Source organism: Actinacidiphila yanglinensis (assembly GCF_900107965.1).
GTDB lineage: Bacteria > Actinomycetota > Actinomycetes > Streptomycetales > Streptomycetaceae > Actinacidiphila > Actinacidiphila yanglinensis.
Genome location: NZ_FNVU01000008.1, coordinates 109,135 through 122,274 on the forward strand (window position 1 = coordinate 109,135; position 13,140 = coordinate 122,274).

The 13,140-nt window shown below is 72.6% G+C and carries 10 protein-coding genes; 8 read left to right on the top strand and 2 right to left on the bottom strand.

Translation table 11 applies throughout. The features are described 5' to 3' along the window. Positions 1–228: 228 nt before the first annotated feature. Both C4U44_RS19855 and C4U44_RS19860 read left to right on the top strand, forming a co-directional pair. Positions 229–1,122, top strand: coding sequence for an isocitrate lyase/PEP mutase family protein (locus tag C4U44_RS19855; RefSeq protein WP_103887208.1), 894 nt, complete (start codon positions 229–231; stop codon positions 1,120–1,122). A 162-nt stretch (positions 1,123–1,284) separates the two neighbouring features. Continuing rightward, positions 1,285–2,190, top strand: coding sequence for an aminoglycoside phosphotransferase family protein (locus tag C4U44_RS19860; RefSeq protein ID WP_103887209.1), 906 nt, complete (start codon positions 1,285–1,287; stop codon positions 2,188–2,190). 83 nt (positions 2,191–2,273) lie between these two features. Here the strand turns inward: C4U44_RS19860 and C4U44_RS19865 are convergent, their stop codons facing one another. Then, a complete protein-coding gene (locus C4U44_RS19865; protein WP_103887421.1) occupies positions 2,274–2,915 on the bottom strand; it encodes a nucleotidyltransferase domain-containing protein in 642 nt (213 codons plus the stop codon). 461 nt (positions 2,916–3,376) lie between these two features. Between C4U44_RS19865 and C4U44_RS19870 the strand changes: the two genes are divergently transcribed. Beyond that, positions 3,377–4,528: an NHL repeat-containing protein gene (locus C4U44_RS19870; RefSeq protein ID WP_235032207.1), complete on the top strand. Its 1,152-nt coding sequence runs from the start codon at positions 3,377–3,379 to the stop codon at positions 4,526–4,528. Between the two features lie 183 nt (positions 4,529–4,711). Here C4U44_RS19870 and C4U44_RS19875 read toward each other — a convergent pair whose 3' ends face one another. Next, on the bottom strand, positions 4,712–7,246 hold the full coding sequence (locus C4U44_RS19875) for a CBM35 domain-containing protein (RefSeq protein WP_103887210.1): 2,535 nt from the start codon (positions 7,244–7,246) through the stop codon (positions 4,712–4,714). A gap of 1,169 nt (positions 7,247–8,415) precedes the next feature. Here C4U44_RS19875 and C4U44_RS19880 point away from each other — a divergent pair. From C4U44_RS19880 to fabG, 5 genes are read left to right on the top strand one after another with little or no spacing between them, the layout of a single operon-like run. Beyond that, on the top strand, positions 8,416–9,687 hold the full coding sequence (locus C4U44_RS19880) for a cytochrome P450 family protein (protein ID WP_235032208.1): 1,272 nt from the start codon (positions 8,416–8,418) through the stop codon (positions 9,685–9,687). Between the two features lie 47 nt (positions 9,688–9,734). After that, the gene (locus C4U44_RS19885; protein ID WP_103887212.1) at positions 9,735–9,977 is read left to right on the top strand and encodes an acyl carrier protein; all 243 of its coding nucleotides are present in this window, start codon (positions 9,735–9,737) and stop codon (positions 9,975–9,977) included. A gap of 31 nt (positions 9,978–10,008) precedes the next feature. Continuing rightward, positions 10,009–11,253, top strand: coding sequence for a beta-ketoacyl-[acyl-carrier-protein] synthase family protein (locus C4U44_RS19890; protein WP_103887213.1), 1,245 nt, complete (start codon positions 10,009–10,011; stop codon positions 11,251–11,253). An 11-nt stretch (positions 11,254–11,264) separates the two neighbouring features. Beyond that, the gene (locus tag C4U44_RS19895; protein WP_103887214.1) at positions 11,265–12,359 is read left to right on the top strand and encodes a beta-ketoacyl synthase N-terminal-like domain-containing protein; all 1,095 of its coding nucleotides are present in this window, start codon (positions 11,265–11,267) and stop codon (positions 12,357–12,359) included. Between the two features lie 9 nt (positions 12,360–12,368). Then, on the top strand, positions 12,369–13,118 hold the full coding sequence (fabG, locus tag C4U44_RS19900; protein ID WP_103887215.1) for a 3-oxoacyl-ACP reductase FabG: 750 nt from the start codon (positions 12,369–12,371) through the stop codon (positions 13,116–13,118). Positions 13,119–13,140: the final 22 nt, after the last annotated feature.

Here is a 13,140-nt window from a genome sequence, read left to right on the forward strand (position 1 = left end):
GGGCGGGGCCGGCGGGCCGGGGGCGGCGCGTCAGCGGTCCGGGTGGTGTGGCGGACGGACCGTCACCCGCACGCGGCGTGCCGCGCGGTCGGCCGGCGCGGCGACGGCGGGGGGCGGCGCGCGCGGGGAAGGGTGGGCGGCGGCGCGTCCGGCAGCAGGGGCCGGGTACGGGTAGCGGGTACCTGGAACCAGAGACGCGAGAGAAACAACGAGAATCGGGGTCGCCGCATGTCCGATCTGCTGAACACGGGTCCGTCCGGCCCGCGTCGCCTGCGCGAACTGCTCGCGGGCGACGACCCGGTGCCCGCCGCGGGCGCCTATGACGCGCTGAGCGCCCGGCTGGTCGAGCAGGCGGGCTTCCCCGCCGTCTACATGACCGGGTTCGGCGCGAGCGCCTCCCTCATCGGACGGCCGGACGTCGGGCTGCTCACCATGACCGAGATGGCCGGCGCCGCCCGCCGGATCGTCTCGGCGGTCGGTGTCCCCGTCGTCGCCGACGCCGACACCGGCTACGGCAACGCTCTCAACGTCGTCCGCACCGTGCAGGAGTACGAGGCGGCCGGCGTCGCCGCGCTGCACCTGGAGGACCAGCAGGCACCCAAGCGGTGCGGGCACCTGGACGGCAAGTCGGTGGTCCCCGCAGCGGAGATGGCCGGCAAGATCGAGGCCGCGGTGGCGGCGCGCCGCGACCCGGACCTCGTGATCATCGCGCGCACCGACGCGCGGGCCGTCGAGGGTTTCGACGCGGCGCTGGAGCGCGCACGCCGCTACCGCGACTGCGGGGCGGACCTGCTGTTCGTGGAGGCGCTGCGCAGCGAGGAGGAGATCGAGGCCACGGCAAGGGCGCTGCCCGACGTCCCGCTGCTCTTCAACTGGGTGGAGAGCGGCCGGACCCCGCCGATGGGCATGGAGCGCCTGCGCGAACTGGGCTACCGGATGGTCATCTTCCCGGTGTCGGCGCTGCTGGCCGCCACCCGCGCCGTGCAGGACACGCTGTCCGGGATCGTCCGCGACGGAACGCCGCCGGCGGGCACGGCCGCGGACCGCGGGCTGCCGGGCTTCTTCGACACGATCGGGCTGCCGGACGTGCTCGCGACCGGGAGCAGGTACGACCACGACTGAACTCGGGTCGACGTCCGCTCCCGGCCCAGGAGGCGCCGGGAGCACGGCGCCCCGTGATCGTGCGGCCCGGGATCGCGGCGCCCCCGGAGCACGGCTCCCGGAGAACCCACCGCCCCGACAAAACGCGTTGCCGTCGAAGATCGGGGCGCGGATGCTTCCCCCATGAAGATGCACGCCAACGAGCTGACGGTGACGCCCCGCACGGTACGCGCGCTGGTGGACGCGCAGTTTCCCGAGTGGAGCGGCCTGCCGCTGCGGCGGGTCGGCACGCAGGGCACGGTCAACGCCGTCTACCGGATCGGCGACCGGCTCGCGGCCCGGCTCCCGCTGCAGGGGGACGACCCGGCGTCGACGCGGCGCCTGCTGGAGTCCGAGGCGGCGGCGGCCCGCGAACTGGCGGGCCGCACGCGGTTCGCCACGCCCGAGCCGGTGGCGCTGGGCGGGCCGGGGGCCGGCTACCCCCTCCCCTGGTCGGTGCAGACCTGGCTGCCCGGGACCGTCGCCGATGACGAGGACCCGGGCGGGTCGACGGCGTTCGCAGGTGACCTGGCCGACCTGCTCACCGACCTCCGCGCGATCCCCACGCAGGGCCGTACCTTCTCCGGTACGGGCCGGGGCGGCGAGCTGCGCTCCCACGACACCTGGATGGAGACCTGCTTCCGGCACAGCGGGCAACTCCTGGACGTCCCCCGGTTGCGCCGCCAGTGGGCCGCGTTGCGCGACCTGCCGCGCGGGGCGGACCGGGACGTCATGGCGCACGGCGACCTGATCGCCGGCAATGTGCTCGTGGCGGCCGGCCGGCTCGCGGGCGTGCTCGACGTCGGCGGATTCGGGCCGGCGGACCCGTCGTTGGACCTCGTCGGCGCGTGGCACCTGCTGGAGGCGGCGCCCCGGCAGGTGCTGCGCGAGCGCCTGGGGTGCGGGGAGATCGCCTGGGGGCGCGGGAAGGCGTGGGCGTTCGTCCAGGCGATGGGCCTGGTCTGGTACTACGTCGAGAGCAATCCGTCGCTGAGCCTGATGGGGCGGCGCACGTTGGAGCGGATCATGGCCGACGGGCCGGCGGCCTGACGCGCTCCCGCCCGGCGGTGGTACTCGCTCCCCCGGTGTCACTCGAACTTTTCCGGCGTCACAGGTCCCCGGGCCCGCGAACGTCAGAGGTCCGCGAGCCAGCGATGTCCGGGATGCGCGCGGGCGATCAGGTCGGCCAGCGTCCCGCGCTGGACCGCGGTCATGTGCGGCAGGGTGCGGTCGAAGTCCGCCTGGTCCTTCGGGCGGGCGTGCTTCGCCTTGAACAGCAGGACCAGTTCCGGCACCAGATAGGGGATGCCGTCCGGGGTACGGCGGATGATGTCGTCGTAGGGCAGCCGGATCGCCGGGTGGTGCCGGCAGATCCAGGTGTCGCCGTCGTGCGGTTCGCGGAAGACGTCGAGCAGGTAGTCGCCGGTGGCCGCGTCCCGCAGCCAGGTCTGGTGGGTGGCGGCCAGAGCCTCCGGGCCGGCGTCCTCCCAGATCCGGCCGGTGCCGACCGCGTCGAGGCGGAAGCCGGGGAAGCGCGCGCGGACCTCCGGGAAGCGGGCCGCCGGGACCGCGATCTCGATGTCCCCGTGCGGGCGGGTCTGCGTGCCGCGGAACAGGTCCAGCGCCCAGCCCGCCGCGACGCACCACGGCGCGGCGATCCCGTCCAGCCGGCGCGCGACCTCGCCCGGGGTCCAGCACGACGCCCATCTCGCGTCGAGGGCGTCGATCTCGTCTCCCGTCAACACCCATGCGCCCTCGGGCAGTTGCTCGCTCACCGGATCCACCTCTCCTGTGACCTCGGCGCCGGCCGTACGCACGCGGCACGAAGCTAGCACCGCCGCCCCGCCCCGCGGACACGACGCGGGGGTCGGCCCGCCTCCGCACTTCCGGCACTCGATACGCCGTCGCCCTGGGCGCCCGCGGGGCGACCGGGTACGGGCACGTGACCGTTCCGACGCCGGACGCGGAGACAGCGCACCGGGCTGCGACCGGGTCGTCGTCACGGTGCGGGCGCCGACATCCCGCCGGCGTGGATGCGGCCGTCCACGGACGGCGGGCGCATGGCGGGGAGGCACACACCTGACGGCCGACAGCGGTCGCGCTGGTGGCCCTGTTCGGCGAGCGTCGCGATGTGGATGGCACTTATGTGGTCGATGGCCGGACAACTGCCGGCCCGCGTGCAGATGTCCGGGGGTCGCGGGGGTGCGACCGAGGGCACTCCAAGGAGAGAGAACCCATGAGGTTTCACGTTCCCCGTACAGCGGCCGTGGCGCTCGTCGCTGCCGCCACCTTCCTGACGGCCGGCCAGGCGGCTGCCGCCGCGCCGCACGGTGGCCCCGGTGGAAGCGACGGGAGCGCCCGGCCGTTCGTCAAGCCGCTGAAGAACGTCAGCACCGTCGCCTCGACCGTTCCGAGTAACGGTGATGTCAATCCCTACGGCACCGTCGTCATCGACAAGAGCGCCGGCCGCCTGCACCGCGGCAACGTGCTGGTCAGCAACTTCAACGACGCCGCCAACCAGCAGGGCACCGGGACCACCCTGGTGCAGGTCGACCCCAAGGGGACGGCGAGCCTGTTCGCGCAGATCGACCCGAAGCACCTGCCCGGAGCATGCCCCGGGGGCGTCGGGCTGACCACCGCACTGTCGGTCCTGCCGGGTGGCTGGGTCGTCGTGGGCAGCCTGCCCACCACCGACGGCACGTCCGCCACGGCGCAGGCCGGCTGCTTGATCGTGCTGGACAACCGGGGCACGGTACGCGAGACCTTCAGCGGCGACGGCATCAACGGCCCCTGGGACATGACCGCCACGACCCATGGCGACCGTACGGACCTGTTCGTCACCAACGTCCTCAACGGCACCGTGGCGGGGGGCGGCGACATCGTGCCTGACGGCACTGTCCTGCGCATCGGCCTCCGACTCCGTGGTGACAAGCCGCCCGTCAGGGTCGACACGACCACCATCGGGTCGGGATTCGACCAGAAGACCGACCCCGCCGCTCTGGTCATCGGGCCGACGGGCGTCGGCCTGAGTGGGAAGACCCTCTACGTGGCCGACACCGTGGACAACCGGATCACTGCGATCCCCGACGCCGTGGACCGGAGGGACAGTGCGGGCACCGGGCAGGTCGTGACCACGGACGGCAAGCTCAACGGTCCGCTGGGCCTGGCCGTCGCGCCCAACGGGAACATCCTCACCGTCAACAGCGGCGACGGAAACCTCGTGGAGACCACGCCCCGTGGGGACCAGGTGGCGGTGCGCACCCTCGACAAGAGCGGCGACCCGGCCGGAGCCGGCGCCCTGTTCGGGCTCGCGGTGGCCACCTGCCCCGACCGGGTCTTCTTCGTGGACGACGCCACCAACACACTGAACCTGCTCAGCAGTCGGTGACCCGCCCCGCCCCGTGGGCAGGTCCGCGCACCGAACACCACGGGTGCGACGGCGCCCTGGAGTGCCTCGTCGGCACCGCCGCGTCGATGGACCGCTGGGCGCGCTGACGCCCGCTGACACCCTCTGGCCCACAGGCGGCGCGCCCGGCCCGTGCTCCGGGACGGGCCGGGCGCGCCGATGCGGTCAGGGCGTGACGGTGAGCACCGCCTGGTCGCCCGACCCCGCGGTGGCGGTGACGGTGAACAGTTTGGTCGACGTGTCGTAGCCGACGGCCCCGACGCTGCCGGTGGTCGCCTGGACGGTCGGCTTCCGGGGGGCGTAGCCGTGCAGCGTCACCGGGCCCTCGCCCGCGGAGAAGGCGACGGTGGCGTGCACCTTCCCGTCGTCGCTCACGTGCGTGAGGCGCTTGTCGCCGTGCGCGACGAACTTCCCGGCGTCGCCGAGGAAGGCGATGCCGGACGCGCCGACCGGGGCGATCACCCAGTAGGTGCCGTCGGTGACGGTGGCGCGTACGCTGCCGCCCGCGCCGACCAGGGTGCCGGTGCCGGCGAAGTAGTCGTAGGCGTACGCCCGTCCGGTCACGCCGGCCTCGGCGAGGGTGAAGGACACGTTCTGGCGCAGGCCGGTCGGCACCGCGCCCTGGGTGACGCCCAGCCAGTCGATGTTGGGGCCGCTCGCACCGGTGTCGGTCGCGCGGACGGTGTTGGCGCCCTTGGCCAGCGTGACGGTCAGTCCGGTGACGCTCCACGACGTCCACCAGCCGGTGGAGGGGAAGGCCACGTCGTGCGCGGCGCCGCCGTTCACCGTGACCGCGAGCGGGCGGGGGGTGAAGTCGGCGTTGGCGTAGCGGAACTGGAGGGTGTAGGTGCCCGCCGCGGGTGCCTGCACCGTCCACTCCACGAAGTCGCCGGAGGCGTGCTGGTAGTCCGCGAACCCGCTCCCGGTGTAGCCGGCGTTGTCCGTGCCGACGACCACCCCGGACAGGGTGGCGCTCTCCGCCTGGAGGACCTGCTGCGGAGCGGCGACCTGCCGGGCGTACGCGAAGACGTACGCGTAGGTCAGCCCGGGGTGCGCGGCGCGGGTGGTGGCCACCATGGGAGGCATCTGCCCGGCGGCCTCGCCGACGTAGGTGGCGTCGGTCGGGACGATCGGCACGTCGGGTTTGACGATGACCCCGTCGGGGCGTGCCACCTGGAAGAGGTTGGCGGCGTTGACCTTCCCCAGCGCGTCGCCGACGCCGACCGGTCCGGCCGACAGGTTCGCCAGCAGCAGGTTGCGGGTCTCGCCGCTGAGGAAGACGTCGACCCACGGCCACACCCCGAGCGAGCCCGCGAGCTGCGAGTCGTAGAGGAACATGTCCCACTTCGGGCGGTCGAAGCGGTCGTCGCTGACCCGGATGGTCGTCAGGTTGGGGTAGCGGGTGGTCTGCAGGTAGTCGCGCGGCAGCGCCATGCAGTACTGCATGTCCATGCCGTCGGCCGCCGCGTGGTGGGCCATGTTGTCGAAGAACGCGTCGGCGTCCGTGAGGTTCTCGGCGGGCTTGGCGTTGTTGCAGAGCCAGTCCTGCTCGTAGACGACGACGCCCGAATCCCGCAGGTAGTCCATGACGCTCTGCCAGAACTCCGGGGCGATGACGACGTTGTCGGAGAACGCGTACTCGCCGTGGTACGGGCTCGACCGGTCCATCCACCGGGCGTGCGTGACCAGCGGCTTGCCCAACTGCTTCTGGAACGCGGCCAGCCCGTCCGGGAACAGCTCCTTGTCCGCCTCGTACAGGTAGGCGCCGTCGGGCAGGTCGTTCCAGTCGGCGTTCGGGCCCTTGGGGTACCACCAGCTGTCCAGTTGCATGTAGCCCATCGGGATCTTCTGCGCCGCCCACTCGTCGCGAACGGCCAGCAGGGTGCCCGTGTAGCCCTTGGAGGTGTCGTACTTGTAGTAGTAGTCCGCACCGTTGTCGGTCCAGTAGCCCAGCGTGGCCAGCACCGGGCCCGCGTCGTTGGCGACCGGCTGCTTGCCCGCGAGTCGGGTCAGCGCGGAGCCCCACGCCTGGTGGGCGGCGCCGACCCCGGCGTGGGTCGACAGGATCGTCTGCCGGGAGTAGCCGGCCGGCAGGGTGGCGATCGAGTCGAGCACGCCGGCGGCGATCGAGCCGTCCGCGGCCTGGGAGGTCTGCGCCTCCTGGAAGTGGTTCGCCGCCGAGAGGACGAAGGTGCCGCCCTTGGCGTCGAAGAACACCCACGGGCTGTCCGAGGCGCCGGCGAAGGTGTTGAACTGGAACCGGCCGAAGCAGTCGCTGTGGCTGAGCCGGTACGGCAGTTTCGGGTAGCCGGTGAAGGTGGGGAACGGGTCGCCGCCCGCGCCGGCCTCGACGTAGGTGTCGGTGAAGATGACGGACGACGCGGCGTCGTAGACGCGGATGCCGCCCTTCCGCGCGCCCGACCGGAAGGTGAAGGTGGTCTCGGTGTACGAGCCCACCGCGTCCGATCCCGAGCGGGTGGCGATGCCGGTCGCCGCCGAGCCGAGCGAGCCGCCGAAGGTCCAGCCCAGGGCGCTCGCGGTCACCTGCCAGTTGCCCGACGCGCTCACGGTCCCGCTCAGCACGGTCGGCGCGGCCGTGCTCGCGCCCGCCCGGTCCGCGCCGGCCGCCCATGGCACGGCCAGGGCGGCGGACCCGACACCGGCGGCCCTGAGGAAATCTCGACGGCTGAATCCGGTCATGGGGTGCTCCTCGTCTCGTTGCGGTACGCGGAGTTCGGCGCCGCTCCGCTGAGGGGGCGTGGCAGCCGCACCGTGCACGCCGTGCGTGTGGAGATGCCCTGCGTCCCGTGAGGGGAATGATGCTCAGTGTGTTGTCGTGTTTCTTTTGAGGTCAAGACTCAAGACAAGGAAACACTTCCCAACACATGGCGCCTGCAGGCAAACCGCAGGCCGGAGGCGGTCAACGACCAGAACTGTGACGGAAGTTCCGTCATGTGAACGGCCATCCGCCGCCACGGCCCCCCTCGGCCCGGACGGGATCGGGCCGCTTCCGTGGCCGGAGCGCGCCGCCGGTCCATGGCATCGGGGCCGATGTTCACATACACGTCCATCCGGACCCCCGGCGCACCCGTCGCCGCCGGCCCTCTCGGCCCACACGCCCTGCCCGGACCGCGGAGCCGCGGGAACCGCAGGAACCGCCGCAGCCCGCCCGGTAGGGCGATATCCCGCAAGAAACGGTTATTCACCTGTACGTCACCCTCCGTCCCGATACCGACCCCCACCCGACCCGCTCCCGCCCCGCACCCAGCGCGCCCGGGCGCGCCCGCGACGCGCGCTGTCCCGTCCACCGGACACCCCAACCCCCGGGCGTCGGGGTGCGCGTGAGCACGGACCGCCGCACTCCCGTCGAGCCGGTGGATCGGGCCCGCGCACGGGGTGTTTCGGCAGGCCCGGGCCTTACCGGCGACGGCCCGCCGGCAGCGGAAGGGCAAAACCGATCTGGTCAACTCCCAGGACATCGGGGATGATGCGTCGACGGGCACGGGGAGACCACGTCATAGGGCGCCGCGAAAAGAGATGATCACGGCCGTCCGCAGTGCGCTCCATTACGTTCCTGGTGAGCGCGGACAATCGACGTCGATAACCGCTGAGCAACACCCCGGACCGATGTCGGATGGGCCGACAATTCCCCTGCGGTCATGAACAGATGGCCGGTTCGAAGGCCGTTCCGCGGCGCCGCACGCCGCCGTCCGGCGCAGATGAACAGGGTTGTCGGCACTGGCACCATCGGGTACGGTCAAGCCCGTTCGCCGAGGGGCACCCCGTTGTCCCGCTGAATTCCCCGCACGAAACAGCCGACGCACGACGGCATATCGCGCTCATCCGGCAACCGCAAGAAAGGGGGCACCGTGACGGTCGAGACATTGAGCGGGAACGGCCTTTTCAGCGACCGTTATATGCACGACCCCTACCGCGTCTTCTCGGAGCTTCGCGGAGTGGGCCCGATACATCGCGCGAACACCCCCAGCGGCATTCCGGTATGGGTCGTCACGGGTTACGCGGAGGTGTCCGCGGCGCTGATGGACGGGCGGCTGCGCAAGGACTCCGCGCGGCTGCGGGCGATCATCGACCGGGCGACGTTGGCGCGGCTCGACGGATCGGACCGGGCCGAGACGGTCGCCACCGACATGCTCAACAGCGACCCGCCCGAGCACACCAGGCTGCGGAAGCTGGTGGTCAAGGGGTTCAGCGCGCGCCGCGTCGAACGGCTGCGGCCGCTGGTGCAGCAGATCACCGACGAGTTGCTGGACGCGATGGTGGAGCAGGGCGCCGGCGGCACGGTCGACTTCGTCGACGCCTTCGCCTTCCCGCTGCCGCTCACCGTCATCTTCGAGCTGCTCGGCATCCCCCGCGCCGACCAGCGCGCCTTCCGCGCCTGGTCCACCGTCATCGTGGGCTCCGGGTCGCGGGACGAGCTGCGCCGGGCCACCACCGCCATGGGCGGCTACCTCGCGCAGATGATGGCCGCCAAGCGCTCGGCGCCCGCCGACGATCTGCTGTCCGACCTGGTCGAGGCGAGCGACGCCGGCGACCGGCTCAGCCCGCTGGAGCTGGTCTCGATGGCCGGCCTGCTGCTGATCGCCGGGCACGAGACGACAGTGAACCTGCTCGGCAGCACGCTGCTGGCGCTCCTGCAGCACCCGGACCAGCTCGCGAAGCTGCGCGCCCGGCCCGAACTGCTGGACCCGGCGGTGGAGGAGTCGCTGCGCTACAACTCCCCCGCGCCCGTCACCACATGGCGGTACGCGGCGGAGCCGATGACCATCGGGGGCTCCTCGGTGACGACGAACGACATCGTGCTGCTGGCGCTGGGCGCCGCGAACCACGACGGGCGCTTCCCGGACCCGGACGCCTTCGACATCGAGCGGAAGACCGGCGGCCACCTCAGCTTCGGGCACGGCATCCACTTCTGCGTGGGGGCGGCGCTGGCCCGGATGGAAGCGCAGGTCGCGCTCGGCCGGCTGCTCGAACGCTTCCCCGACATGGCGCTGGCGGCACCCGCCGACGAGCTGCGCTGGCGCCCGAGCGTGATCATGCACGGCCTGGCGGCCCTGCCCGTACGGCTCGGCCGGCAGGCGGCCACCACGCACGCCGCACCGGACTCCGGTGCGGCCGGATGACAGGCAGTCCGCCCGCACCGGGCGGCCGGGACGGAGGTGAGGAACGGATGGACCACGAGCGCCGGACCCAGGTCAAGGAACTCGTCTGCGAGCTGCTGGAGCTGGACGAGCCGGAGGTCACCGACACCAGCAGCTTCGTCGACGTCCACGAGGCCGACTCGCTGATGCTGATCGAGATCCTCGCCGGGCTGGAGAAGCGGTTCAACGTCGTGATCGCCCAGTCCGAAGTGCCGCGGATGGTCAACATGCGCGGCGTGTACGAGGTTCTCGAGGCGACACCGGGCTGGTAGCGACCGCCCACCGATCAAGGGGAGCACACACATGTCAACGGGAGCGGTGGTGGACCCTTCGCCCGCCGGGCGGCGGCGGGTGGTCGTCACCGGCGTCGGTGTGCTGTCCAGCATCGGCATCGGGGCCGCGGACTTCGCCGACGCGCTGCGGGAGGGCCGCAGCGGTGTCCGGCCGATCAGCGTGTTCGACACGAAGGGCTTCGAGTACGACAACGGGTGCGAGGTCGTCGGCTTCGACCCGGCCGGATGGATCCGCACCCTCGACCTCGAGGAGCTGGGCAAGGCCAGCCAGTTCTCGGTCGCGGCGGCGCGGATGGCCGTCGAGGACGCGGGCCTTCCCGTCGAGCGGCTGCGGGACGAACCCGTGCTGGTCTCCGTGGGCACCACGGACGGCGAGGCGTACGACCTGGACCGGCTGGTGCAGGCCGAGTTGGACGGCGGGCCGGAGGCGTACGACCGGGTCGCGGTGCGGCGGGTGTCGCCGCTGCGGCTGTCCACCGCCGTTGCCCAGGAGCTCGGGCTGCGCCAGGCGGAGGCGTCGACGGTGGCCACCGCCTGCTCGGCGGGCAACTACGCGATCGGCAGCGGGCTCGACGCGATCCGCTCGGGCGAGGTCGACGTGGCCCTGTGCGGCGGCGCGGACGCCATGTGCCGCAAGACGTTCACCGGGTTCTACCGGCTGGGCACGATCGCGCCGGACCGGTGCCGCCCGTTCGACGTCGACCGCAAGGGCATCCTCACCGGCGAGGGCGCCGGGCTGCTGGTGCTGGAGGAGCTCGGCTCCGCCCTGCGCCGCGGCGCCAGGATCTACGCGGAGATCCTCGGGTGCGGGCTGAGCTGCGACGCCTTCCACCCGGTCGCGCCGAACCAGGCGGGCGTCGCCCGCTGCATCCGTCTCGCGCTGCGGGATGCCGGGGTGACGCCCGATCAGGTCGACCTGATCTCGGCGCACGGCACCGGCACGAAACACAACGACGTCACCGAGAGCATGGCCATCCGCGAGGTCTACGGCGAGCAGCCGCCCCGCACGGTGTCGCTGAAGTCGATGCTGGGCCACTCCATGGGCGCGGCCAGTGCCCTGGGCGCGATCGGGTGCGCGCTGGCGATCACGCACGGCTTCATCCCGCCCACCATCAACCACGAACGGACCGACCCGGAATGCGCGATCGACTGCGTGCCCAACACGTCGGTCGAGGCGGACCTGCGGATCGTGCAGAACAACGGGATGGCCTTCGGAGGCACCAACGCCGTGGTGGTCCTCGGCAAGTACCGGTAAGGAAGACTCACATGGGCATCGTGATCACTCAGTGGGACGCCGTCTCACCGTTCGGTACGGGTCGGGACGCGTTCACCGAGGGCCTGTGGTCCGGCGCCTCCCCCACCGCCGCGCTCGATCCGGAGCAGTGGCCGGCGCCGCCGGACCCGCACGCCTGCCTGGTACCCGACTTCTCCCCCCGGCAGGCGCTCGGCAAGGGGACCCGGGTGATGGACCGGGTCACGGCGCTGGCCGCGGTCGCCGTCGGACGGCTGCTGGAGGGGACCGACGAGCCGGCACCGGACGCACCGGAGCAGACCGGGCTGGTGCTGGGCACCACCACCGGCAGCGTGCAGAGCATGACCGACTTCACCCGCGAGTCCCTGCAGGGGGCGCGGCCGTTCTACGTCGACCCGGCGCGGATGCCGAACACCGTGATGAACTGCGCCGCCGGGCAGTGCGCGATCCGGTATCGGCTGCGGGGGCCCAACGCGACCGTCGCCGGGGGCCGGGCCGCCGGGCTGCTGGCCCTGAGCTACCAGCGGCGGCTGATGGGCTGTGGCCGGGCGCGGAAGGTGGTGTGCGGCGCCGCCGAGGAGTTCTCGGTGACCCGCTCCTGGCTGGAGCACCATGCCCGGCCGGTCGGCGCCGGTCCGGTGCTGCTCGGCGAGGGGTGCGCGGTGCTGCTGAGCGAGGACGCGCCCAGCGGCCCGGCACTCGCCGAACTGCTCGCGGTGCGCAGCCAGGTCTACCACGGCGAGGATCCGGCCGACGCGCTCCGCCAGGTAACGCTGCGCACCCTGGTCTCGGCCGGCGTCGGCGCGGACGAGGTCTGGGCGGTGTCGCCGAGTTGCCCGCCCGGCCCGGCGGGCGAGACGGAACGTGCGGTCCTGGCCGACCTGTTCGGCCCCGGCGCCCTCCAGCGCCTGCCGCAGCTGCCGTTCGGCGACACCGGGGCGGCGTCCGCCGCCTTCCAGCTGGTGTCGGTGCTCAGCGCGCTGGACCGGGTGCCGGAAGCGGCGGGGCGGCCGGCTGTGGTCAGCTCCGTCGACCGCGACGGCACCGTTGCCTGCGCGGTGCTGCGCCTGGGCGAGCGGCACTCCGCCGCGCGCCCGCCACGAGGCTGAGGGGGACGGATGGCAGACGACGACGGCCGGAGGGTCGCGCTGGTCAGCGGCGGCTCCCGCGGGATCGGCCGCGCCACGGTGCTGCGGCTGGCCCGGGAGGGCTTCGACACGAGCTTCTGCTACCGCTCGGAGGAGTCCGCGGCGCGCGAGGTGGTGGACCTGGCCACCGGGTACGGGGGGCGGTGCCTGGCCGTCGCCGCCGACGTGACCGACGGCGACGCGGTACGCGGCTGGCTGGCCGAGACGGAGTCGACCCTGGGGCCGGTCGAGGTGGCCGTGACGTGCGCGGGGATCACCCGTGACCAGCCGCTGGTGATGATGTCCGACCAGGAGTGGGACAGCGTCCTCTCGACCAACCTGACCGGGGTCTTCGAGGTCTGCCGCGCCGCGGCGTTCGCGATGATGAAGCGGCGGCGCGGCAGCGTGGTCACCCTGTCCTCGGTGGCCGGGGTGCACGGCAACGCCTCGCAGACCAACTACTCCGCGTCCAAGGCGGGCATCATCGGCTTCTCCAAGGCACTGGCCAAGGAGGTCGGCCGGTTCGGGATCCGGGTGAACACGGTCGCGCCCGGCCTCATCGACACGGACATGATCCAGGCCATGCCGGAGCGGTCCCGCAAGAAGCTGCTCGACGCGGTGCCGCTGGGCCGGTTCGGCCGCGCCGAGGAGGTCGCGGACCTCATCGCGTACCTCGCCTCGGACCGCGCGGCGTACGTCACCGCCTCCGTCTTCGAGATCCACGGCGGAATCACCATCTGAGCGCAACGCAAGGGAAACGGAG

What these genes read in the sequence shown, in the direction of transcription:
- C4U44_RS19860 (WP_103887209.1), top strand. Translation starts at nt 1,285, where the DNA reads ATGAAGATGCACGCCAACGAGCTGACGGTGACGCCCCGCACGGTACGC.
- C4U44_RS19870 (WP_235032207.1), top strand. Translation starts at nt 3,377, where the DNA reads ATGAGGTTTCACGTTCCCCGTACAGCGGCCGTGGCGCTCGTCGCTGCC.
- C4U44_RS19875 (WP_103887210.1), bottom strand. Translation starts at nt 7,246, where the DNA reads ATGACCGGATTCAGCCGTCGAGATTTCCTCAGGGCCGCCGGTGTCGGG.
- fabG (WP_103887215.1), top strand. Translation starts at nt 12,369, where the DNA reads ATGGCAGACGACGACGGCCGGAGGGTCGCGCTGGTCAGCGGCGGCTCC.
- C4U44_RS19855 (WP_103887208.1), top strand. Translation starts at nt 229, where the DNA reads ATGTCCGATCTGCTGAACACGGGTCCGTCCGGCCCGCGTCGCCTGCGC.
- C4U44_RS19890 (WP_103887213.1), top strand. Translation starts at nt 10,009, where the DNA reads ATGTCAACGGGAGCGGTGGTGGACCCTTCGCCCGCCGGGCGGCGGCGG.
- C4U44_RS19885 (WP_103887212.1), top strand. Translation starts at nt 9,735, where the DNA reads ATGGACCACGAGCGCCGGACCCAGGTCAAGGAACTCGTCTGCGAGCTG.
- C4U44_RS19895 (WP_103887214.1), top strand. Translation starts at nt 11,265, where the DNA reads ATGGGCATCGTGATCACTCAGTGGGACGCCGTCTCACCGTTCGGTACG.